Origin of the sequence: Nocardia sp. CA-119907 (assembly GCF_050955995.1) — a bacterium.
Classification (GTDB): Bacteria; Actinomycetota; Actinomycetes; order Mycobacteriales; family Mycobacteriaceae; genus Nocardia.
In genome coordinates this window covers 863,385-885,096 of the sequence record NZ_CP192091.1, presented here as the reverse complement: position 1 = coordinate 885,096, position 21,712 = coordinate 863,385, and the positions used below count along the sequence as shown (strand labels likewise).

Sequence of the window (21,712 nt, the reverse complement as noted above, 5' to 3'; positions counted from 1 at the left end):
ACACCCACCACCGGCGATAGCTTCCGAGCAGATCACACCCACGACGATCAGGACATGCCCAACCGCCGCATCACCCCCGACTCGGAACCAGCGGCGCTCCGGAAGCTCCTACCAGCGCGGTCCGCGCTGAATCTCGTCCACCTTCGGTCGCACATCGGCCAGATACACACCGGTGGCGATGATGGAGACCAGGGCGAGCAGACTCGTGACGCTCAGGGAGAGGAGCAGGAACAGGAGCGCTGCGCCGAGGATCGCTATCCAGATCGGTTTTGTCAGCTTGTCCACCGCCGTGAAGGCGTCGGGGCGTTGGCGGATGGCGTGGATCAGCGCGAAGATTGTCGCGCCGAGCGCCAAGAGCCGCAGCCCGTCCAAAATCCAGCTGGCCAATCCGTGCGCTGTGTCCACCAGCCCATCATAGAAGCAACGGCCCCGCACACGCCGGGTGTGCGGGGCCGTTGCGGCGGGATGAAGAGAGCGTCAGGCCTTCTTGGGGGCCGCCTTCTTGGCCGGAGCCTTCTTGGCGGCGACCTTCTTGGCCGGAGCCTTCTTGGCGACACCGTCGGTGGCGGGCTCGGTCTCGGTGGTCACCTCGACGACCTCGGCCTCGACGACCGGGTCGGCCCCTTCCTCGGCCTCTTCCTTGGCCGGACGGCCGATCAGCTCGTTGACCTTGGCGAGCGCATCCTCGGCACGGCTGGCCGCATCCTTGTAGAGGGTCTCGACCCGCTCGATCTGATCCTCGACCAGGTGGTTGGCGCGCAGCCGATCGACGGTCTCCTCACCGCGCACGGCCAGGTCCGCGTACAGGTCCAGGACCTGGCTGTAGTACTTCTCGGCGAGCGCCCGCAGTTCCTCCGGGGTGAACTTCTCGCGCAGTTCGGCCAGGTCCTCCGGCAGCTCGGAGGGCAGCCCGGACAGCCGCTCGCGCAGCGACTCGAACTGGGCACGCACATCGGCGGGCACATTGGCGAAGCGCTCGCGGGCCTCTTCGACCCGGCCGCTGACATCGGCGGAGGCAGCGCGCTCGCGCACCTGGGTGACGGCGTCGAGAACCGCGGTGTACACCGCGTCACCGGCGCCGACGGTCGCGAACAGTGGCTTGATGCTTGAATTTTCGGTCATTCTTCGTTCTCCTGGCGTGGCGGAGTAGGTGTTGTGCTCGGAACGTCGCTGTCCCATTCAGTCCCCCCTGGTTCGCTTCCTCCGTTTTCCCGGCGAAACGATTCATAGATGTCCAGCAGCACCTGCTTCTGCCGTTCGCTGATCGACGTATCGGCAAGCAGGGCATCCCGGACCGGACTGTGCGGCCGCTGCTCGAGATAGCCAGCCCGTACGTACAACACCTCCGAAGAGACCCGCAGCGCCTTGGCGATCTGCGCGAGTACTTCGGCGGACGGATTGCGCAATCCGCGCTCGATCTGGCTGAGGTATGGATTGCTCACTCCCGCCAGGGTGGCGAGCTGACGCAACGAGACTTGCGCGGCTTCTCGCTGTGCCCTGATGAAACCTCCGATGTCGTGTGCCGCGTTCGCGACACGCGCCGCCTTTTCGCCGACGCCGCTGGATCTCTCCTGCGATTCGTCGGCGTACTCGGCGGAACCTTCGGGCTGGTCGGCCATCACTCACCTTCTGGCGGTTGTACGTTTCCAATTCTAAAGCAGGGTGCTAACTATTGCAAGCACCCTGTTAGCACCTTTCCAGCAAACACTCGGCGCGCTATGCTCAGCCGCCGAACAGCACCTGAGAAATCGTGTAGATCGCCAGTCCCGCCAGCGATCCCACGACCGTGCCGTTGATGCGAATGAATTGCAGATCGCGCCCGACCTGCACTTCGATCTTCTTGCTCGCCTCCTCGGCATCCCACCGGGCAACAGTATCGGTCACCAGCGTGGTGATCTCTGCGGCATAGTTTCCCACCAGATACCGCGCGCCGCGGTCGATCCACCCGTCAACTTTGGCGCGCATCTCGGCGTCGTCGCGCAAACGCTCGCCGATCTGCTGCACGTTCTCGGCCACTTTGCGCCGCAGCGTGGAGTCCGGATCATCGGCCGATTCCAGGATCAACCGCTTGGCCGCGCGCCAGGTCGCCTCGGCCATTCCGGTGATCTCCTCGCGACCCATGATCTGCGCCTTGATCCGCTCGGCCTTTTTGATCATCGCGGCGTCGTGCTGGAGGTCGTAGGCGAATTCCTCGAGGAACCGATTCGCCGCGAGCCGAACCTCGTGTTCCGGATCGGCCCGCACCTTCCAGGTGAACTCGACCAGCTCCCGATAGATCTTTTCTGAAAGCAGAATGTTTACGAATTTCGGAGCCCATTGCGGCGCGTCCCGCAAAACGATCCGATCGATCGTCTCCTGTGAGCTGAGCGCCCACTGGTGCGCGCGCTCGGCGAGCATGTCCAGCAGTGGCAGTTGCCGATTGTCGGCCAGCAATTCGGCGAGCACCCGGCCGATCGGCGGACCCCACAGCGGTTCGGCGATCCGCTTGACGATGGTGTTGTCGATCACCTGCTCGACGTCCTTGTCCCGCAGCACCCCGACCACCGCGCGCAAAATCGTCGAACTCTCCTGGGCCACCCGGCCCGCATGTCCGGGATCAGCCATCCAGCGCCCGACCCGCCAGGAGACCTGCGCCGAATTCACCTTGGCCGAAACCACATCCGGAGCAAGGAAATTCGAGCCGACGAAGGAGCCGAGGCTGGCGCCGAGCTGATCCTTCTTCTTCTTGATGATCGCGGTGTGCGGGATCGGCAGGCCCAGCGGATGCCGGAACAGCGCGGTTACCGCGAACCAGTCGGCGAGTGCGCCGACCATGCCCGCCTCGGACGCGGCACGCAGGTAGCCGACCCAATCACCGCCCGACCCGCGCGATTCCAGCCACCGGCAGAACAGATAGATCGTCGTCGCGAACGCCAACAAACCGGTGGCCAGCGCCTTCATCTTGAACAGATCGCGACGCTTGCCCTCGTCGTCGACAAAGGCCGCGAAACCGGCCGGCGACGCCTGCGCGTCGAGCACCCCGGGGGTGGAGCGGGGCCCTTCGCTGGTCCGCCCGTCGCCCGCCGCCGCCAACGACGTGCGGCCTTCGGCCGACTGCGCCGGTCCGGCCGCCACCACCTCCGCGCCCGTCGTTCGCGCCGCTGTGTTGCCGGGAGCTCTCTCCATGACACCCATTCTGCTGCGTGTCGCGGACAGACCTCCGGCCCGATCGCAAGCGACATGCAACCGACACCGAACGGTCGGATTATGTGCAACCTGTCGCAACCACTACCCAAACGCGCATGTTGGTCGTTGCCTGGACCTAAGCTGGTGGTTCCAGGATGCCGAACAACCGAGGGAGTCAAGCTGTCCACCGAAGACCTTGTCGATGTCGGCGAGCTCGCCGAACGACCGGCGGCGGTGCGCACCGGCCGGACGGACGGTCGTAAGCGCCGATGGCGACAGCACAAGATCGACCGCCGCGAAGAGCTGGTCGACGGCACCCTCGCGGCTATCCGCACGCGCGGCAGCAATGCGGGCATGGACGAGATCGCCGCGGAGATCGGCGTCTCCAAGACCGTGCTCTACCGCTACTTCTCCGATAAGAACGACCTGGTCCACGCGACCATGCAGCGGTTCATCGAGACCACCCTGATGCCGCGGGTGTACGAGGCGATCAGCCTCGACGCCGACGAATACCACCTGGTGCGTTCGGCGCTGGCCGCCTATGTCGGCACGGTCGACGAGGACCCCGAGGTCTACCGGTTCATCATGGGCAACGGCTCGACCGATCAGTCCTCACTCGCCGAATTCGAGAAGCTCTTCGCCGACGTCGTCACCACGGTCATCATCGATCGCAGCGCCGAGCACGGCTTCGCGACCGAAGGTGCGCTGCTGTGGTCGTATGTGCTGGTCGGCGGCATCCAGTTGGCTACACACTGGTGGACGACGGATAAGGCGATGACGCGTGAAGAGGTCATCGACTACCTGACCATGATGGCCTGGAGCGCCATCGAGGGAATGGCGCGCGCCGGTGGTTCCCGCGAGATCTTCAACGCGCAGCCGCACATCCTGCCCAAGCCGCCGCAGACCGGTGCCTGACCGCTAGCTCGCGGTCGCCGACCTGATCAATCGCCCGACTTCGAGCCGCTAACAGGCCGCTAGCTGGGCCGCTAGCTGAAATAGTGACGGCAGTCTCGACATTGCCGCCTCGTTGGCTACTCTGAAGCCGAGCGGTGCATGGGTGTCGCACATCACCGCCCTCGCGTCGGCACCAACGGAGGTACCTCGATGGCGAAGCAAGTGCCGACTTCTCGGCTTGCTCGTGGCACCAAGCTGGGTGCGGTGGCAGCCAGTTCGGTCATCCGAACCCAGCGCACACGGCTATCGATGCGGGGCAGATCGGCGGCCGTGCGCGCGAAGATGGCCGAGGAGTCGATGATCCGCACCACCGAACAGGTGGTCATGGTCCTCGGGACCATGAAGGGCGTGGCCATGAAGCTGGGCCAGATGATGTCGGTACTCGATCTCGACCTGGTGCCCGAGAGTCATCGGGAGCGCTTCCAGAAGCGACTGGCCGTGCTGCGCAATGCCGCGCCGACGGTGTCGTTCGAAGCGATGCGGCAGGTGATCGAGGAGGATTTCGGCCAACCGCTGGACGCGGTCTTCGCCGAATTCGAGCCGGAGCCCATCGCCGCAGCCTCGATCGGGCAGGTGTATCTCGGACGGCTGCGCGACGGCCGCCAGGTCGCGGTGAAGGTGCAGTATCCCGGCATCGACGCCGCGGTGCGCGCGGATCTGAAGAATCTGGCCATGTTCCGGCGCGTGCTGCAATCGGCGATGCCCTGGGTGACCCCCGCCGTACTCGACGAGCTGCGGCTGAATATGGAAAGCGAACTCGACTACCACGCCGAGGCCGACACCCAATTGCAGATCGCCGAGCTCTATGCCGGACATCCGTTCATCATGGTGCCGCGCTCACTGCCCGAACTCAGCACGACACGGGTGCTGGTCAGTGAGTATGTGGCGGGCAAGGGATTCGAGGAGATCCGCCAGCTGCCCGCGGCCGAGCGCAATCGGATCGGCGAGATCATCTACCGGTTCTATGTCGGTTCGCTGTTCAGCTTCAATGAGTTCTGCGGCGATCCGCATCCCGGAAATGTGCTGCTTGCCGATGACGGCCGGGTCGGCTTCCTCGACTTCGGTCTGTTCAATCGGATGGATCCCGAACATGTGCGATTCGAGACGATCTGCCTGCGCGCGGCGGCCGAGGATCGCGCGGAAGACCTGCGGCAGTTGATGATCGAGCGCGGCGTGATCGACTCACCCGAGGAGATCGGGGCCGAGGAATGCCTGGAATATGTGCTCGCGGCCTCGGAATGGTGTCTGGTCGACGAGGAGCTGACCATCACACCAGAGCTGGCCAGCGGTGCGTTTCTGCTTGCGGTGGATCCGCGGGCCAGTGAGTTCGCCGGAATGAAACAGCAGAATCTGCCGCCCGAGCACCTGTTCTCGCGCCGCGCCGACTTCCTCACCTTCGGCATGCTCGGCCAGCTCGAATGCAGTGCGAACTGGCACATGATCGCCCGCGAATGGCTCTACGACGAACCGCCGGTCACCGACTTGGGTAAGGCGCACCGCGAATGGCTGGTCGAGCATCGGCCGACGCCGACCAAGAAGCCGCGGGCGCGCGCGAAGAAATCCACCGCGCGCGGTTCCGGCGCGAAATAAAGTCCACGACAGCAGCTATCGAACGGAAGACCATGACAGACAACCGAGAATTCGACCTAGTGCTGTTCGGCGCAACAGGTTTCGTCGGCAAGCTGACCGCGCAGTATCTGCTCGGCGCGGCGCCCGCCGACGCGCGCATCGCGCTGGCGGGGCGCTCGCTCGACAAATTGACCAGCGTCCGTGACGAACTCGGCTCGGCCGCGGCGAATTGGGGCCTGGTCGTCGCGGATTCGACCGATCAGGCCGCACTCGACGCATTGGCCGCACGCACCACCGTCGTGGTGACCACCGTCGGCCCGTACCTGCGCTACGGCCTGCCGCTGGTGGCCGCGTGCGCCAAGGCCGGCACCCACTACGCCGACCTCACCGGTGAGCCGCTGTTCATCCGGGACGCGATCGACAAGTACCACGAGCAGGCCGTCGAAACCGGCGCGAAGATCGTGAATTCCTGTGGCTACGACTCGATTCCGTCCGATCTGAGCGTATACCAGCTGTACCAGCGCACGGTCGCGGACAACACCGGTGAGCTCGAGGACACCACCCTGATCGCATCGCTCAAGGGCGGGGTCAGCGGCGGCACCATCGACTCGGGCCGGGCCATGATGGAGGCCATCGCCGCCGATCCGTCCAAGGGTTCGGTGATGAGCCACCCGTACTCGCTGAGTCCGGACAAGTCGATGGAACCCGATGTGGGCCGCCAGACCGATCAGGCGCTGCAGCGCGCGAGCACCATCGACCCCAGTCTGGACGGCTGGGTCGGCACCTTCGTCATGGCCGCGCACAACACCAAGATCGTGCGCCGCACCAATGGCCTGCTCGGTTGGGTCTACGGCAAGCACTTCCGCTACCGCGAGGTGATGAATGCGGGCAAGTCGGCCACCGCACCGCTGGTAGCCGCCGGAATGGCGGGCGGCATCGTCGCGACCATGGCTGCGGGTGCGGTGCTTTCGCGAGTCGCGGTGGGGCGCAAGCTGCTCGACCGCATCGTGCCGAAGCCGGGCACCGGGCCGAGCGAAAAGGCGCGCACCAGTGGGTGGTTCACGATGAAGACCTACGCGCGTACCTCCTCGGGCGCGAGGTATGTCGCCACCTTCTCCGGCACCGGCGATCCCGGATACCAGGCAACCGCGGTAATGCTCGGCCAGGCCGGACTGTGCTTGGCCTTCGATGGTGCGAAGCAGTCCGAGCTGGCCGGCATCCTCACCCCCGCGGCGGCAATGGGCGATGCGCTCACCGATCGGTTGCGGGCGGCGGGGATGACCATCGAGGTCGAGCGCGCCTGAACCTGGCCCGCCGCACCATGAACGCGCCCGCCCGCGCCATCTAGTCGCCTCTGCCCCGGCGGTCGGGTGGGCGGACCACCCGACCGATCGGATCACCGTGCCGTCGGCGTCGTGCAGTGTCGGCCAATGCCGTGGCGGAGCGCGGTAATTGGACGGTCGTGCGCCACATCACAATGGCGTACGACCGGGGCCAAGCCCAGTACACAGGTCGCTACCGAGCGGTAAAGTGCCGACCAAGTGCGGTGGGTGGACCGAGCGGAAGGGGGCGACCCAGATGGCGGTACCTGATACCGGGCAGCGGACGGCCAGACAGCTGTACGCCGCCGCCACCGGGACCAGCGGCGGCGAACCCTTCGAATTGGCGGCCGATGTCGCCGAAAACCTCGCCGCCGCATGCGACAAACTCGTCGAGGATCTGCAAAAGGCCGCTGCCAACGGACATTTCGTGACCGAAGTCAACGGCTTCCCCGACCTTCCGACCGGACGCGGTCTGACAAAGGGCTTCGGCGACAAAGGCGCCCAATTCTTCGACACCATCACCGCATTCCTGGAAACCGCCCTGCTGTACAAGGCCGCGTACCTGGCCGCGGGCAAGCGATTCGAGGATGCCGAGGCCGCCAATCGCGCCGCACTGCAACTGATCACCGACTACCTGGAGTCGGGCGAACAGATCAGCGACGGAAGTCACTGAGCCATGGCAGATTCCGCGACCAAGGCCACCGCCGACGCCATCCGGGCCCAACAGCGCGCCCTCGCCGACTCCGCCGGATCGGCAAGCGGCGGAACAGATCCCGCCTACGCACCCGAGCGCGAGCTCTTCGGCGCCTATACTCATCAGGAAATCTGGGATCTGGTGCACGAGGTCATCGATCCCGTCGCCCTCGGCCGGATCGCCGATGCCTGGCGCGCCAACGCCACCGCGGTCGCCGAGGCATTCCAGGCCTTTTCCGATGCCACCAACCGCGAGTTCGCGCACTGGACCGGCCGTTCGGCCGATGCCGCGCTGCGCGCCACCCGCGAATTCGTCCGCGCTGGCGCCGAGGCGCACGACGTCTGCCGCGCGGTGCAGCGCCTGATGGAACTCAATTCCGATGCAGCACAGGCCATCCGAGCGGCGATATCGCCGCCTTCGCAGTATCGTGCACTGGAAGATCCGGCCGCCGAAGCCATTCACGGCGGACAACGCAGGATGGACCACGACATGGCCGCTGCTACGGCGCAGGCCGATGTCCAGGACACGATGACCTATGTCTATACCCCGACCATGCCCGCCTCCGGCGATCGTGTCCCCCGGTTCACCCCACCACCCGACGGTCCACAGATCGCGCGGCCGAACCCCGGCGGTGGGGGCGGCGCACGGTGAAGTGGGTATTCACCCCGGACGAGTTCACGCACGTCTGGGAAAGCGAAACGAGCCTCGACCGCCGTCCCTATCCGGTCAATCTGGCACCCGCCGCCACGGTCCGCACCGAATCCGAGCACGCCGCCCTACGCCTGCCCCAGCGCTTCGCCCGCCAGGCCGACGCGGACCTGGCCGCCGCGCTGATGCTGTGCGCGCGCACCGACGCCACCACCATCACCATCTCCGGTGAATCGGGCGCCAAGCGGATCCTGGTCTTCGCCGCGGTGGTGCACAACCACGCGGGCATCCTGATCGCCGACATCGACAAGGTGACGGTGCGCATGTGCCACGCCCGCAACCTGGGTAAGCAGCTGATCGAGATCATCGGCTCGGCCCAGCCCGGCAAGCTGGCACCGATGCGGGAGCCGCAGGACGCGGTGCTGAACTCCGACGGCGACGCGGCCGCGAGCAACGGCCATCGCCGCGCCGCCCGGTTCCGCCAGACCCTGCGAAAACCGGTGGACGGTCGCGGATTCGTCACCGTGACCGTGGAACCCGAGAACCCGATGTCGCCGCCCACTCGCCACCGCAGCTGGCTCGACTTCACCGGTGACGGACGCTATCTGCTCACCACCGCGCACGATCTGACCCTGGCCCCGGTCACCGACGAGGAATTCGCCGACCAATTACTCCGTTTGGCCCAGATCCGCTGATCCCATCGCCCAGCAGTTGATTCATCGGCACATCGCGGCATCCGCAATCACCACGGAGCGAGTCTTATGAGCGACCCGTTCGCGCCCGCGCGGCCGCGACAACAGCCATACGATATTCGAATGGCGAAGAAATGGTCTCTGCCGCCCATCGAGGCCCTGCGGGCCGATGGTTTACGCATCGCTGATCTCGACACCTCCCGTACGCCCGGATTCAAGGGCGATAAAGCACAGGGCCAGGAACTGCTGACCGAACGCACCGCCGTGCTGTCGGATCTGCAGGAAAAGCTCTTCGCCAGCGGCCGCTCCGGCGATACCCGCAGCGTGCTGCTCGTACTGCAGGGCATGGATACCGCGGGCAAGGGCGGCATCGTCCGGCATGTCATCGGTTCGGTGGATCCCCAGGGCGTCGACCACGCCTCCTTCGGGGTGCCGACCGAGGAGGAGAAGCGCCACCACTACCTGTGGCGCATTCGCAAGGCACTGCCGCGCGGCGGACAGCTCGGTGTCTTCGACCGCTCGCACTATGAGGACGTGCTGGTCGTACGGGTGCACAACCTGGTGCCGCCGGAGGTCTGGGAGCCGCGCTACGACGAGATCAACGCCTTCGAGCGGGAACTGCTCGACGAGGGCACCACGCTGGTCAAGGTCGCCATGTTCGTCTCACTCGACGAGCAGAAGAAGCGGCTGCGCGAACGCCTGGATCGATCGGACAAGCACTGGAAGTTCAACCCCGCCGATATCGATGAGCGCGGCTACTGGCCCGCCTATCAAGAGGCCTACCAGGTAATGCTGGACCGCACCTCGACCGACTATGCCCCCTGGCATGTCATCCCCGCCGACCGCAAATGGTTCTCCCGCCTCGCGGTCACCGAATTGCTCATCGACGCGCTGGACCGGCTCAAACTCGACTGGCCACCGGCGCAGTTCGATGTCGAGGAGCAGCAGCGCCGCCTCGAACAGGCCTGAGCACGCGTTCTGCCGGGGCCAAGGTTCCTCTCAGGTTGACCACGGATGATGTGGGCCGTGCCCGTCCACGCCCTGGGTGAGTTCCGGATCTACCATCGTGGCGGCAGAGAACCGGCAGGCAAGCGAAAGGCGTGGTGAACGCACGGTGAGCAATAAACCGGGTGGTAAGAAGAATCCGCTCTTGGCGGCGGAGCGCGCCGACCGCAACCGCAAGATCTTCATCCAGGTGGGCGTGGCGATCGTACTGGTCGGGCTCATCGCGGCGATCGGCATCGGGATCGCGGTGAAGAACGCCAAGAAGAACGATCTGGGGGCCACCCCGTCCATCGCGGCCACCGCGGCCCAACTGCTCAACGGCGGCACCGCGACGATCACCGATAACGGCGCGATCCGCATCGGCAAGCCGGACGCGAAGGTCACCATCCGCGTCGTCGCCGACCTGCAGTGCCCGGCCTGCAAGGCCTTCGAGGCGGCCAATGCGCAGGTGATCAAGGACGCCGTCGACAAGGGCACCGCCGTCGTCGAGTACAACGTGATCTCCTTCCTCGACAAGGCCTCCACCACCAAGTACTCCTCGCGCGCGGCCAACGCGTCCTACTGCGTCGCCCAGTCGGATCCGTCGAAGTACCTCGGCTGGCTGACCACGATGTTCGAAAAGCAGCCCCCCGAAGGGAGCGCCGGCCTGACCGACGATCAGCTGATCGAGATCGCGACCAGCGCGAGCTACACCGATTCGTCGGTGGCACAGTGCATCAAGGACAACAGCTACAACAAGTACATCGAGGCCAAGACCAACGATGTGCTGAAGAGCGGAATCCAGTCGACCCCGTCGGTCTTCGTCAATGGCAAGCAGATCCAGTCCAGCCAGGAGCTGATGACCCCCGGCGGCCTCGCACCCGCGATCGCCGCCGCAGCGGGCCAGTGAACAACTCCTCGGCCAGATCCGCCTGGGTGCTGCTGATCGGCGGGCTGGCCGGCTGGCTCGCCTCGGTCACGCTGACCGTCGAGCGGTTCAAGCTGTTCACCGATCCCGGCTACACCCCCTCGTGCAGCATCAACCCGATCCTGTCCTGCGGGAATGTGATGACCACCGAGCAGGCCGCCCGGTTCGGATTCCCCAATCCGATCATCGGCATCGTCGGCTTCTCGGTGGTGGTCACCCTCGCGGTACTCGCCGTCTCCGGTGTGCGCTTTCCGCGTTGGATCTGGGGCGGGCTGTGGGTGGGCACCGTGCTCGGCACGATCTTCATCTGCTGGCTGATCTTCCAGAGCCTGTACCGGATCGGCGCGCTGTGCCCGTACTGCATGGTGGTGTGGGCGATCATCACCCCGCTGCTGGCGGTGGCCACCGAACAGGTGTGGGGTGATTCGCGCGGCCCGCTCGGGGTGGTTGTCGAATGGCGCTGGACCTTTGTGGCGCTGTTCTACGCGGTGGTGCTGCTGCTGGTCTTCCTGAAGTTCCAGGATTACTGGCTGTCGCTGGTCTAGGCGAGATCAGTTCGGTGTGCCCGGTCAGTTCGGTGTGCCCAGCGCGAGCACCACGCTGACCTTCCGCTGCGCACCGCCTACTCCGGTGACGCCGAGCAGCACCGTGTCATCCGGCTTGCGCACATTGATGGCGGCCCGCAATGCCTTCGCATTGGTGATGTCACGGCCGTCGATCGAGGTGATCACATCCCCGTCGATGAGTCCCGCCGCGTATGCCGGTAAGCCGTACAGCGCGACGTCGACCCGGGCCCCACGGGGTTTCGCATCCGAGATCAGCACCCCGAGCGTCGCCGTCGGCCCGATGTGCACGGTCTCGGTGGGCGTACCGGAACGAATCTGGTACACCACCCGCATGGCCGTATCGATCGGCACCGCATAGCCGTTGGGTGTGCGCCCGACCTCACGTGCGGTCTCCCCCGATGCGGCGGTGATCACGCCGACCACCGTGCCACCGGGATCGGCGAGCGCACCACCGGACTGTCCCGCACTGACCGGCGCGGCGATCTCGACCATCCCGGTCAGTGATTTGCGGGTCAGATCCGAGGCGTTGAGCGCGACGATCGTGCTGTTCAGATCGGTGATATTGCCCTGGACCGAGGTCGGGGTGCCGCCGGTGCCGCCCGCATTTCCTATGGCCAGCACCTCTTCGTGGATGCGCAGATCGGCGGAGCTGCCGACGCGCGCGATCATCAGGTCGGCGGCGCCGGACAGTTCCAGTAGCGCGATATCGGCGCCGGAGTCGTAACCGAGCACCTTCGCGCCGTAGACCGCGCCGTTGCCGACATCGGTGACGGTCACCGTATCGGCTCCCTTCACCACGTGATGGCTGGTCAACACCTGGCCGTCGGTGGTGAGCACGATCCCGGATCCGGCCGAACCGAGCCCGAGCGGGGCCGCTGAGGTGCTGATATTCACCAGTGCCGGTTGGACGGCCCGCGCCACCGCGGCCGGATCCAGCGGCGGCAGCGGTTCGAGCAGGGCGGGTGCGGAGTCGTCCGCACCCGACGGCGAGGTCCATTCCGACAGCTCGCCGCGGAAGCCGAAGAAGGCCGCGACCGCGAGCACGACCGCGAACAGCAGCGCGAGCGCGCGCCCGCCACCGTCGACGCGCTGCCCCTCGGGCGCACGGTGCCGTTCGTCGTCCATCGTCTCCCGCCTCCGGCTGGGCCTTTGACCGATTTCCATTGTGGCCAGCAGATGCACAACAGGCGCTGCGTTTGGCAAACCTGCGCACGCGACGGTAGGCATGTACGCATGAGCGTTGCAGCCGCGTATTCGATGTCCGCGCCCGATGGGCAGTTCGATAGGCTCGTCATCGAGCGGCGCGAACTCGGGCCGCGCGATGTGCTGATAGATGTCAAGTACGCGGGCATCTGCCACTCCGATATCCACACCGCCCGCGACGAATGGGGTGGGGCGAAGTACCCCTGTGTCCCCGGCCACGAGATCGCCGGCATTGTCGCCGCGGTCGGTTCCGAGGTGACCAGGCATCGGGTCGGCGACCGGGTCGGTGTCGGATGCATGGTCGATTCCTGCGGCGTCTGCGGTCCATGTCTGGCGAATGAAGAGCAGTACTGCGACAACGGCGCCACCATGACCTACAACACCCCGGTGGACCCGGCCGTCCAGCCCGGCGGTCACACCATGGGCGGCTACTCGACCCAGGTCGTGGTGACCGAGAACTTCGTGCTGTCCATTCCCGACGGCATCGGACTCGATGTGGCGGCGCCGCTGCTGTGCGCGGGCATCACGCTGTTCTCCCCGCTGCGGCACTGGAACGCGGGACCGGGCAAACAGGTCGCGATCATCGGCATGGGCGGACTCGGACACGTCGGGGTGAAGATCGCCGCGGCGATGGGAGCCGAGGTCACCGTGCTGAGCCATTCGCTGAGCAAGCAGGACGACGGCAAGCGCTTCGGTGCGCAGCATTACTACGCGACCGGTGACAAGCAGACCTTCCGCGACCTGCGCAACCGATTCGACCTCATCCTCAATACCGTCTCGGCCGACCTGCCGATCGACAACTACCTGCGCCTGCTGAGACTGGACGGCACCCTGGTGATCCTCGGCATGCCCGAAAACCCGTTGAGCGTCAGGGCTTTCACCATCGCCGGGTACCGTCGCGCGCTGGCGGGCTCGATGATCGGCGGTATCGCACAGACCCAGGAGATGCTGAATTTCTGCGCCGAACACGGAATCGGCGCGGAGATCGAACTGATCTCGGCCGATGAGATCGACGGGGCTTACGACCGGGTTGTCGCCAGTGATGTGCGTTATCGGTTCGTGATCGACGCGTCGACGATCTAGTACGGGCGCGCCGGACGTATTCGGTGCGCGCGACCGAGTCGAGCCGTGCCGCGGTCGCGCGCATGTCGTTGCGCGAATTCGTGTCCGGTTCAGTAGCTTGGCGGTGTGTCTGCGGATGAAGATCGAACGCCGCCCGCCGAAACGGCGGTCGTCACTGCCGATGTGACGGCGGGTCCGCCGCCATGGCTGTTGCGAGCGTTCCTGCTCGCCGCGGCGACGGTGGCCGGGCTGATATTCGGCTTCTGGGTGCTGCAGAAGTTGCAGGGCTTTCTGCGGGTTCTGCTGGTTTCGCTGTTCCTGGCGTTCGCCATCGAGCCCGCGGTGAATTGGCTTGCCGCGCGCGGGGTGCGGCGCGGGCTGGCGACCGGGATCGTCTTCCTGCTGCTGACCGCGGCCACCGTCGCATTCGTGTGGACGCTCGGCGCGCTGCTCGTCGACCAGGTCACCACCTTGGTCAAGAACGCGCCCGATAATGCGGATCAGGCCATCGACTGGGTCAATCGCACCTTCAAAACCCATCTATCCAGCGAGGATGTCCAGAAATATCTCGGTGAGTGGAGTTCCACCATCGACCGCTATCTGGTCGGACTGGCCGGCAATGCCTGGGGCGTGGGCACCGCCGCGATCGGTGCGATCTTCCAGGCCCTCGGCGTGCTGTTGTTCACCTACTACTTCGCCGCCGACGGACCGCGTTTCCGCAATGCGGTCAGCTCCCTGCTGCCGCCGCACCGCCAGCGACATGTGTTGCGCGCCTGGGATATCGCCGTCGAAAAGACCGGCGGCTACATCTATTCGCGCGGGCTGCTCGCACTGTGCTCCACGATCGCGCACTATGCCGCACTGCGCGTGCTCGATGTGCCGTCCGCGTTCGCGCTGGCATTGTGGGTCGGCGTTGTCTCGCAGTTCATCCCGACCGTCGGCACCTACCTCGCCGGTGCGTTGCCGGTGCTCGTCGCGCTGGTCCACAACCCATCCAGCGCGCTGTGGATTCTCGGCTTCATCCTGGTGTACCAGCAGTTCGAAAACTATGTCCTGCAGCCGAGAATCACCGCGACCACACTGGATATGCATCCGGCCGTCGCATTCGGCGCGGTCATCGCGGGTGCCGCGATCCTCGGGCCGACCGGTGCGCTGCTGGCGATTCCGGTCACCGCGACGGTACAGGCATTCGCCGGTGCCTACATCCGTCGCTACGAGGTCGAGGCGGATACCGATGCCGATAAGACCGAGCCGCCGCCGAAGAAGCAACGAAAGTGGACTCGGCAGTTGACCATTCGTCTCACCGGCAGCGGGCGGCCGCCGACCGAATAACACCCGGCTATGCGCCGCTGATGCCCTGGAGTGCGGCGATCAGCGCCAGACTCACCTTGCCCAACTGCGCTCGGCTGTGCTGCGCGGTGTCGTATTCGACCTGAATCGTGAGCCGTTCGCCAACCGTGAATATGGTCAGCTTGGGTGGCATACCGGGACCCATTGCATACACATCGTCGCGAATGATTCGGATGCCATCCGGTGTCGAATGCAGTGGCAGGCGACCGATATTGGAGATCGCGAGGGTCGGCGCGGCGGACAGGATCGCGGCGGTCGGCGCGTCCCGGACGCGTTGCGCGGCCAGTAGGAAGACCGCGGCTTCGCGCCGCTCCTGCGCGGCGCGCATGCCCGCGGCCACCTGGTGCGCGACCTCGATCGGGCTCGAATCGTGCGAGACCATCGCGGAAGTACCCGCGCCGGATGCGCAGTTGAGCATGGTGCTCGCGGGCAGATCCACCTCGGACCGCACGTCAACGGCGTGTCCGCAGAACATCGGCAGCGGTCCGGTGGCTGGCTCGAGCTGCGAGCGGAATGCGATCAGGCCCGCGCCGCCGAGCAGACTGTTGACCGAAAGGCCGTGTGCGCGCGCCGCATCGATGAGTGTCCGGGTTTCCTCGGCGTCCAGTTCGATGCGCTGTACCGCGAAACGACCGAGCGGATCCGTGCCGCCGCCGTCCTGCGGCAGGGTACGCGGGGCGGATTCCGGACCCATGGTGGCGGCACCGGCCCGAAGCTGGTCGAGCCAATCGGCGACCTCGGCGTCCGAGATGACGCCGGCGAGTTGGTCATCGATGGCCGCGGGCAGCCGCTGATCCGATTCCGGTTGCGGCAGTGTGCTTCCGGTCGCGTGCGCGGTGTAGCGCTGCCACATCTGCGCCAGCAGCGCGAAAGCCGATCTGCCGTCGGAGATGCCGTGGTGAACGACCAGGACGATCTGATCCCGATCACGGTCGCGCAGTAGATGGGCGCGGAACAGACCGTCGCGCCAATCCCGTGGCCCGTTCACCAGACTCAGATATTCGGCTTCGCCGCCATCGCCGACCTCGAGGCGCGGTCGGTAAGCGTCGTCTCGAACGAAGTGCAGCACATTGTCCGCGTCGGTCACCGGCTTACTGCGCAGCAGCGGATGCGCGGCCGACAGTTCATCGAGGACGCGGCGCAAGATCTCGATATCGAGCGAACCGTGCACGGTGGAGCCGATGAACAGCGGCATATCGCCGGTCGGCACACTGCCGAGCTTGCTGCCGGAGTCGAAGTAGGTCGTCTCGAAGGGGGAAATCGGTCGCTGCGTGGTCATCTCGTACTTCCTGTTTCGGAGTGGGCGGTGCCCTCAACATACAACTGTTTCAAACGTTTGTCACAGACGTGTGTTTGAAACGTTCGTCACAAACAGGTGTATGCCGAACTGGTAGGGTGCGACCGTGGGAACCCGAGAAGATCTGCTCGCCGCGGCCAAACAATGCCTGGCCGAACGCGGTTACGCGCGCACTACCGTGCGCGATATCGTGGCCGCGTCCGGCAGCAATCTGGCTGCCATCAACTACCACTTCGGCACCCGCGACAAGCTGCTCAATCAGGCGATGATGGAGTCGAGCGCGACCGCCGTGCAGCAGATACTCGAGTCACTGCCCGACCGCGCCGCCGCCGATCCGGCCGCCCGCCTGCGGGAGTTCCTCCAGCGGCTGATCGCCTCGTTCACCGAGAATCCCGCGCTGTGGTCGGCCAATGTCGAAAGCCTTGCCCAGGCGCTACACTCCCCCGAACTGCGCGCCGAGATCGGCTCCGCGCAGGCTTTGGCGCGCACCGGACTCGCCGACCTGTTCGGCCCGGCCGAGCCGGACTCTCGGCTCGGCGATGTGCTGCAGACCATGATCGGCGGCCTGCTGGTCCAACATCTGGTGGACCCAGAACACGCCCCCACCGCCGCCGATATCACCACCGGCCTGCGCACCCTCGCCGCGCTTGTGGCCCGGACTCAGCCACGGTCGGCGCCGTAGCCGCAGGCGAAATGCCCGCGAACGTGATGTCCTAGCTGCACCCCCGCAAAGGCAAAACCCTAGCCACCGGCACATATCCGGCGAACACGCAGGGCGGATATCGCATTGTGCTGCGGATCGGTGGCAGATGCTGGACCGATGGCGATTCTGCTTGCGCTGGTTTCGATGTGTTCGACGCTGGTCGGCGGGCTGGTGGCGGTTCGGATCGGCGACCGCAGGCATCTGGTGCTCGGGTTGGCGGCGGGGGTCATGTTGGGGGTCGTCTTCTTCGACCTGCTGCCCGAGGCATTGGCGCAGCAGGGGCACAGCGCACTCGGGGTTCCGGCGGCGCTCATCGCGACTGTCGTCGGCTTCGTGACCATCCACGTGATCGAACGCGCGGTCGCCATCCATACCGGTCACGAACGCGAATTCGGTGCGCACAAACACGGTTTCGAATCCGTCGGACTACTCGCGGCGGCCGGGCTGATCTTCCACAGCACCCTCGACGGCCTCGGCATCGGTCTGGGTTTCCAGGCGGGAGCCACCGTCGGCGTCGCGGTCGCCATCGCCGTCATCTGTCACGACTTCGCCGACGGCTTCAATACTTTCACCATCACCACCCTCTACGGCAGCGCCCGCAAACGTGCCATCACCCTGCTCGCCCTCGACGCGATCGCACCGGTCGTCGGCGCGGTCATCGGCACCGTCATCCGCGTTCCCGCCGAAACCGCCGGCCTCTATCTCGGCTACTTCGCCGGTTTCCTGCTCTACCTGGCCACCGCCGATATCCTGCCCGAGGCACACGCCGAACACCCCTCCCGCCTGACCCTCGCCTGCACCGTCACCGGCGCCACCCTCATGCTCGCGGTCGCCGCCCTGAGCCACTGAATCGGCGTCGAACACGCAACGGGATCAGCGCTTTTCGAGTTGCGGCAGCACCCCTTGGGCGATCCAACTCATCGCGTCGGCGAATGCGGGAGCGGGACCGGCAGCCAGATCGAGCAGGCGTCGGCCAGCGCGCCGAGTTCGTCGGCAATGCTCGCGGCCGATGGCAGTGTTGCGACAGAGGTCACCGGATCAACACCGGGAATCGGGCGGTTCATCCCGCCCGCTGCGGTTGGGCAACGGTCAGCGGATTATCACGCGGAGCACGGCGTCGACCGACTGGTCGGCGAGGTGGTCGGTCAGCGGTAGGTGACCGAAGAGGGCGCGGTAGTAGATCGGTGCGACAATGGCATCCAGGACGAAATCCAGGTCGGTATTCGGATCGATTTCGCCACGGCGAATCGCCGATCGCAGTGCGATCGCGGTGCTGCGCCTGCGCGGTTCGAAGACCGTGGCCAGGAAATGCGTGCGTAGGTCCTGATCATTGGCGAGATCGGCGACCAGCGCGGGCAATACCCGACTGAGTGAGGTATCGCGCAGTGCCGCAACCAGATTCCGCATTGCGACGGTCAGATCGGCGCGCAGGTTACCGGCGTCCGGCGTTGGTTGCAGACCGAGCAGGTCTGCCACGACATCGACCACCAGGTGCCGTTTCGATGGCCAGCGGCGGTAGATCGCGGGCCGGTGCAGACCGGCTCTGGACGCTACCCCGCCAATGGATAGTTCGGCATAGCCGTTCTCGTCCAATAGCTCTCGGGCCGCCGCGAGGATCGCGATATCGATGCGGTCTTCGCGGGCGCGGCCGGGCATCAGAACACCGGACGTGGCATCAGGACAACGCGCCAACCATCCGGATCGGGGAAGGTCAGGCCGCCGTTGGCGGCCCAATACGGATTCTCGGCGGGGACGGGTTCCACGCCGAATTCGCCCAGTCGCTGTGCCACGTCGAACATCTGTGACTCGTTCGAGAAGTACAGCACCAGTAGGTTTTCCGCACTGGGTGCCGTGCCCGGGCTGCCGTCCACATGCGTGGTGAACTCCAGGTGATACCCGGTCCCGGGCAGTCCGAGCATTACTCCGTCATAGCCCGCGTGGTTTTCGAATCGGTAGAGCTCGCGCAGTCCTAACCCCTCGACGTAGAACCGCACGACCTCTGCTAGGCGATCGGTGGGCCGGGCAATACGAACCTGCGCCACCGGCAACGACTCGGGCCAAGCCTGATCAGCCATACCCGAACAATACGGTACGGACCGTACCGATTTGAATATGCCGTCGATCACGCCCAGCGAAAGGCCGCCGCCACATCGTGAGATGTGAAGGCGGCCTGCTGCTTCGGCGCTACTCCGCCGCGGCCGCCCGCCGACGGACCCGGCGCGCCGCCGCGACCATATTGCGCAGCGAGGGCTCCAGCTGCCAGTAGTGACGGGTCTTCAAACCGCCGTCCGGATTCGCCCACAGCCGTTCCGGCGTCACGGCTTCCGCCGCGGCGGTGAGCAATTCGTCGAGCTCATCGATGTCCGGGATGCGCGCCGAACGGCTTTCGTAGACACCGGGACCGACACCGTGACTCAGGCCGTGGCCCGAGGCGGAGTCTTCCTTGAGCGCCTTCAACACCCATTCGATCGAGCGGGTGGCCACGATCGCGGTGACATCGGCATCTAGTTCCTCGATCGCGTCGACCACCTCGGTGCGCCCGGAATAGCCGATATGCGTATGGATCTGGGTCTCCGGCTTGACTCCGGAGGTCGCCAAGCGGAAGGCCGCGACCGCCCAGCGCAGGTATTCGGCGCGCCCCGTCGGGCGCATGGGTAGCAGCTCGCGAATGGCGGGTTCGTCGACCTGGATGATCGAAATACCGGCACGTTCGAGATCGACAACCTCATCGCGAATGGCCAGTGCGACCTGGTCGGCGGTTTCGTACAGTGGCTGGTCCTGGCGCACGAACGAACGCGCGATCATGGTGACCGGTCCGGTGACCATGCCCTTGACCGGCCGATCGGTCAGCGACTGGGCGTAGCTGATCCATTCGACCGACATCGGCGCGGGTCGCGAGACATCGCCGTAGATGATCGGCGGTCGCACACAACGCGATCCGTACACCTGCACCCAGCCGAAGTGCGTGGTCGCGAAGCCGTCGAGCAGCTCGGCGAAGTACTGGATCATGTCATTGCGCTCGTGTTCGCCGTGCACAAGCACATCGAGGCCGATGTCCTCCTGCAGGCGGATCGTGGCCTCGATCTCGGCCTCGATCTTCTTGCGGTATTCGTCGTAGGACAGTTTGCCCTGACCGAGGTCGTAGCGGGCCTGGCGAATTCTGACGGTCTGTGGGAACGAGCCCAGCGTGGTGGCGGGCACCAACGGAAGATTCAGCTTGCGCTGCTGGGCTTCGCGACGCACGTCGTAGGGTTCGCGGGTACGCATATCGGGTGTGATCGCGTAAACCCGTTGCCGCACCGCGTGTTTCTGCTTGAAGTGCACCTCGGTGGGCCGTTTGCGCCACTTGTCCGACGGGCCCTCGGTCAGCGCCTTGGCGAGCGAAACCACCTCGCCGACCTTCTGCTGCGCGAAGGCGAGGCGGTCGGCGACATGGCCCTCGATGTCGTATTCGGCGAGCACGTCATAGGGCACGTGCAGCAGCGTCGTGCCGGTGGACACCACCAGATCGGGGCAGACCTTGGCCAACTCGTTGAGGTATTCGAGTGTCACGTAGCGATCCGCGCGCCAGACATTGAGGCCGCTGATCACGCCCGCGTACAGGCGCTTACGTCGAATGCCGGGAATTTCGGCGAGCTCTTCGGGCTGGATCCGATAGCTCGCCAGATCCACTCCGATGGCCTCGACATTGGTCTCGGCCAGAATCCGCAGCGCCTCACCGAAATCGCCGTACTGTCCGGTGACGAGCATGCGCGGGCGCAGCGCCGCCGTCGAAAGCCGTTGGTAGGCTCGCTCGAATGCGGCCAATTCGGCCGGGGTGCGCTCACTGGTGAAGCACGGCTCGTCCAACTGCACACAGGTGGACCCGCGCTTGGCGAGGATTTCGAACAGCTCCTCGTACACCGGAAGCAGCTTGTCGAGCAGGCTCAGCGTGTCGAAACCGCCTGTCTCACCGGGGATATGGCCCGCCTTGGACAGCAGCAGCAGCGACACCGGTCCGACCATCACCGGGCGCAGTTCGATATCGCGATCCTTCGCGCGATCCCACTCGTCGAGCAAAGCCTCCGGGTGCAGCGAGAATTCGGTGTTCTCATCGAGTTCGGGCTGGCGGTAGTGGTAGTTGGTGCCGAAGAACCGCACCAGCTCCAGCGGCGGCAGATCCGGGCGGCCGCGCGCCATCAGGAAGTAGAAATCCAGTGGGTGCAGTTCGTCCTGGAACGGCTTGAACCGCGCGGGCACCGCACCGAACAGCAGCGCATTGTCGAGGATGTGGTCGTAGAAGGAGAAGGTGTTGCCCGGGACCTGGGTCAGGCCGGTGGCAGCGAGACCGTTGTACTGCCGCTCCTGGATATCGCGCCCGACCGCGAGCAACTCGTCACGGGAGATGCCGCCGTGCCAGTAGCCCTCGAGCGCCCGCTTGAGTTCCCGATGCGGCCCGATCCTCGGGTAACCGAGAATGCTCGATCCGTAACCGTCCTGGACGTTGACCATGAGCGGGGTACTCCCTTTCGATCACCTGCGCGGTGTCCTCGACCCAGACCCCGCAACAGCGCTGCGCTCTCGGTTTCGGCCGAG

22 protein-coding genes are annotated in these 21,712 nt (G+C 65.7%); 13 read left to right on the top strand and 9 right to left on the bottom strand.

Annotation, left to right across the window (positions count from 1 at the left end; genetic code table 11):
• Positions 1-108: 108 nt before the first annotated feature.
• From ACQP2D_RS04185 to ACQP2D_RS04170, 4 genes are all read right to left on the bottom strand, one after another.
• Positions 109-405, bottom strand: a complete 297-nt coding sequence (locus ACQP2D_RS04185; protein ID WP_354956879.1) for a DUF2516 family protein — start codon at positions 403-405, stop codon at positions 109-111.
• A gap of 72 nt (positions 406-477) precedes the next feature.
• Positions 478-1,122, bottom strand: coding sequence for a heparin-binding hemagglutinin (locus ACQP2D_RS04180; RefSeq protein WP_433682409.1), 645 nt, complete (start codon positions 1,120-1,122; stop codon positions 478-480).
• Positions 1,119-1,619 (bottom strand): helix-turn-helix domain-containing protein, encoded by a 501-nt coding sequence (locus ACQP2D_RS04175; RefSeq protein ID WP_433682408.1) that lies wholly within the window; start codon positions 1,617-1,619, stop codon positions 1,119-1,121. Before ACQP2D_RS04175 ends, ACQP2D_RS04180 begins: the two co-directional genes overlap by 4 nt.
• 103 nt (positions 1,620-1,722) lie before the next feature.
• Positions 1,723-3,165 carry a DUF445 domain-containing protein gene (locus tag ACQP2D_RS04170; protein WP_433682407.1) on the bottom strand — a complete coding sequence of 481 codons (1,443 nt, stop codon included), beginning with the start codon at positions 3,163-3,165 and terminating at the stop codon, positions 1,723-1,725.
• Between the two features lie 234 nt (positions 3,166-3,399).
• On the opposite strand from ACQP2D_RS04170, the gene ACQP2D_RS04165 reads away from it, so the two are divergent.
• From ACQP2D_RS04165 to ACQP2D_RS04125, 9 genes are all read left to right on the top strand, one after another.
• Positions 3,400-4,080, top strand: a complete 681-nt coding sequence (locus tag ACQP2D_RS04165; RefSeq protein WP_433685521.1) for a TetR/AcrR family transcriptional regulator — start codon at positions 3,400-3,402, stop codon at positions 4,078-4,080.
• A 189-nt stretch (positions 4,081-4,269) separates the two neighbouring features.
• Positions 4,270-5,709, top strand: coding sequence for an AarF/UbiB family protein (locus tag ACQP2D_RS04160; protein ID WP_433682406.1), 1,440 nt, complete (start codon positions 4,270-4,272; stop codon positions 5,707-5,709).
• Between the two features lie 32 nt (positions 5,710-5,741).
• Complete coding sequence (locus ACQP2D_RS04155) at positions 5,742-6,992, top strand: saccharopine dehydrogenase family protein (protein WP_433682405.1); 1,251 nt, start codon at positions 5,742-5,744, stop codon at positions 6,990-6,992.
• A gap of 274 nt (positions 6,993-7,266) precedes the next feature.
• A complete protein-coding gene (locus tag ACQP2D_RS04150) occupies positions 7,267-7,683 on the top strand; it encodes a hypothetical protein (RefSeq protein ID WP_433682404.1) in 417 nt (138 codons plus the stop codon).
• A 3-nt stretch (positions 7,684-7,686) separates the two neighbouring features.
• Positions 7,687-8,355 (top strand): hypothetical protein, encoded by a 669-nt coding sequence (locus ACQP2D_RS04145; protein WP_433682403.1) that lies wholly within the window; start codon positions 7,687-7,689, stop codon positions 8,353-8,355.
• Positions 8,352-9,047, top strand: coding sequence for an ESX secretion-associated protein EspG (locus ACQP2D_RS04140; RefSeq protein ID WP_433682402.1), 696 nt, complete (start codon positions 8,352-8,354; stop codon positions 9,045-9,047). The genes ACQP2D_RS04145 and ACQP2D_RS04140 overlap by 4 nt, the downstream gene beginning before the upstream one ends.
• Positions 9,048-9,167: 120 nt before the next feature.
• Positions 9,168-10,013 (top strand): polyphosphate kinase 2 family protein, encoded by an 846-nt coding sequence (locus ACQP2D_RS04135; RefSeq protein WP_433682401.1) that lies wholly within the window; start codon positions 9,168-9,170, stop codon positions 10,011-10,013.
• A gap of 145 nt (positions 10,014-10,158) precedes the next feature.
• Complete coding sequence (locus tag ACQP2D_RS04130; RefSeq protein ID WP_433682400.1) at positions 10,159-10,938, top strand: DsbA family protein; 780 nt, start codon at positions 10,159-10,161, stop codon at positions 10,936-10,938.
• Positions 10,935-11,501, top strand: a complete 567-nt coding sequence (locus ACQP2D_RS04125; RefSeq protein WP_433682399.1) for a vitamin K epoxide reductase family protein — start codon at positions 10,935-10,937, stop codon at positions 11,499-11,501. Before ACQP2D_RS04130 ends, ACQP2D_RS04125 begins: the two co-directional genes overlap by 4 nt.
• A gap of 24 nt (positions 11,502-11,525) precedes the next feature.
• Here ACQP2D_RS04125 and ACQP2D_RS04120 read toward each other — a convergent pair whose 3' ends face one another.
• Positions 11,526-12,647 (bottom strand): S1C family serine protease, encoded by a 1,122-nt coding sequence (locus ACQP2D_RS04120; protein WP_433682398.1) that lies wholly within the window; start codon positions 12,645-12,647, stop codon positions 11,526-11,528.
• Between the two features lie 108 nt (positions 12,648-12,755).
• On the opposite strand from ACQP2D_RS04120, the gene ACQP2D_RS04115 reads away from it, so the two are divergent.
• A complete protein-coding gene (locus ACQP2D_RS04115) occupies positions 12,756-13,808 on the top strand; it encodes an NAD(P)-dependent alcohol dehydrogenase (protein ID WP_433682397.1) in 1,053 nt (350 codons plus the stop codon).
• Positions 13,809-13,913: 105 nt separating this feature from the next.
• Positions 13,914-15,119 carry an AI-2E family transporter gene (locus ACQP2D_RS04110; RefSeq protein WP_433682396.1) on the top strand — a complete coding sequence of 402 codons (1,206 nt, stop codon included), beginning with the start codon at positions 13,914-13,916 and terminating at the stop codon, positions 15,117-15,119.
• A 7-nt stretch (positions 15,120-15,126) separates the two neighbouring features.
• On the opposite strand, the gene ACQP2D_RS04105 is transcribed toward ACQP2D_RS04110, so the two are convergent.
• The gene (locus ACQP2D_RS04105) at positions 15,127-16,416 is read right to left on the bottom strand and encodes a phthiocerol/phthiodiolone dimycocerosyl transferase family protein (protein ID WP_433682395.1); all 1,290 of its coding nucleotides are present in this window, start codon (positions 16,414-16,416) and stop codon (positions 15,127-15,129) included.
• A gap of 124 nt (positions 16,417-16,540) precedes the next feature.
• Between ACQP2D_RS04105 and ACQP2D_RS04100 the strand changes: the two genes are divergently transcribed.
• Together ACQP2D_RS04100 and ACQP2D_RS04095 are read left to right on the top strand one after the other, a co-directional pair.
• Positions 16,541-17,116 carry a TetR/AcrR family transcriptional regulator gene (locus ACQP2D_RS04100; RefSeq protein WP_433682394.1) on the top strand — a complete coding sequence of 192 codons (576 nt, stop codon included), beginning with the start codon at positions 16,541-16,543 and terminating at the stop codon, positions 17,114-17,116.
• A gap of 138 nt (positions 17,117-17,254) precedes the next feature.
• Entirely contained in the window at positions 17,255-17,986 is a 732-nt protein-coding gene (locus tag ACQP2D_RS04095) for a ZIP family metal transporter (RefSeq protein WP_433682393.1), read from the top strand.
• A gap of 240 nt (positions 17,987-18,226) precedes the next feature.
• Here ACQP2D_RS04095 and ACQP2D_RS04090 read toward each other — a convergent pair whose 3' ends face one another.
• From ACQP2D_RS04090 to metE, 3 genes are all read right to left on the bottom strand, one after another.
• Positions 18,227-18,793, bottom strand: a complete 567-nt coding sequence (locus ACQP2D_RS04090; protein ID WP_433682392.1) for a TetR/AcrR family transcriptional regulator — start codon at positions 18,791-18,793, stop codon at positions 18,227-18,229.
• A complete protein-coding gene (locus ACQP2D_RS04085) occupies positions 18,793-19,212 on the bottom strand; it encodes a VOC family protein (RefSeq protein ID WP_433682391.1) in 420 nt (139 codons plus the stop codon). Before ACQP2D_RS04085 ends, ACQP2D_RS04090 begins: the two co-directional genes overlap by 1 nt.
• 109 nt (positions 19,213-19,321) lie before the next feature.
• Positions 19,322-21,628: a 5-methyltetrahydropteroyltriglutamate--homocysteine S-methyltransferase gene (gene metE / locus ACQP2D_RS04080; RefSeq protein ID WP_433682390.1), complete on the bottom strand. Its 2,307-nt coding sequence runs from the start codon at positions 21,626-21,628 to the stop codon at positions 19,322-19,324.
• Positions 21,629-21,712 lie beyond the last annotated feature (84 nt).

Excerpts from the sequence above, each read along its gene's own strand:
- ACQP2D_RS04180 (WP_433682409.1), bottom strand. The coding sequence starts at position 1,122 with ATGACCGAAAATTCAAGCATCAAGCCACTGTTCGCGACCGTCGGCGCC.
- ACQP2D_RS04175 (WP_433682408.1), bottom strand. The coding sequence starts at position 1,619 with ATGGCCGACCAGCCCGAAGGTTCCGCCGAGTACGCCGACGAATCGCAG.
- ACQP2D_RS04170 (WP_433682407.1), bottom strand. The coding sequence starts at position 3,165 with ATGGAGAGAGCTCCCGGCAACACAGCGGCGCGAACGACGGGCGCGGAG.
- ACQP2D_RS04160 (WP_433682406.1), top strand. The coding sequence starts at position 4,270 with ATGGCGAAGCAAGTGCCGACTTCTCGGCTTGCTCGTGGCACCAAGCTG.
- ACQP2D_RS04155 (WP_433682405.1), top strand. The coding sequence starts at position 5,742 with ATGACAGACAACCGAGAATTCGACCTAGTGCTGTTCGGCGCAACAGGT.
- ACQP2D_RS04150 (WP_433682404.1), top strand. The coding sequence starts at position 7,267 with ATGGCGGTACCTGATACCGGGCAGCGGACGGCCAGACAGCTGTACGCC.
- ACQP2D_RS04145 (WP_433682403.1), top strand. The coding sequence starts at position 7,687 with ATGGCAGATTCCGCGACCAAGGCCACCGCCGACGCCATCCGGGCCCAA.
- ACQP2D_RS04135 (WP_433682401.1), top strand. The coding sequence starts at position 9,168 with ATGGCGAAGAAATGGTCTCTGCCGCCCATCGAGGCCCTGCGGGCCGAT.
- ACQP2D_RS04120 (WP_433682398.1), bottom strand. The coding sequence starts at position 12,647 with ATGGACGACGAACGGCACCGTGCGCCCGAGGGGCAGCGCGTCGACGGT.
- ACQP2D_RS04115 (WP_433682397.1), top strand. The coding sequence starts at position 12,756 with ATGAGCGTTGCAGCCGCGTATTCGATGTCCGCGCCCGATGGGCAGTTC.
- ACQP2D_RS04105 (WP_433682395.1), bottom strand. The coding sequence starts at position 16,416 with ATGACCACGCAGCGACCGATTTCCCCCTTCGAGACGACCTACTTCGAC.
- ACQP2D_RS04095 (WP_433682393.1), top strand. The coding sequence starts at position 17,255 with ATGGCGATTCTGCTTGCGCTGGTTTCGATGTGTTCGACGCTGGTCGGC.
- ACQP2D_RS04090 (WP_433682392.1), bottom strand. The coding sequence starts at position 18,793 with ATGCCCGGCCGCGCCCGCGAAGACCGCATCGATATCGCGATCCTCGCG.
- ACQP2D_RS04085 (WP_433682391.1), bottom strand. The coding sequence starts at position 19,212 with ATGGCTGATCAGGCTTGGCCCGAGTCGTTGCCGGTGGCGCAGGTTCGT.
- metE (WP_433682390.1), bottom strand. The coding sequence starts at position 21,628 with ATGGTCAACGTCCAGGACGGTTACGGATCGAGCATTCTCGGTTACCCG.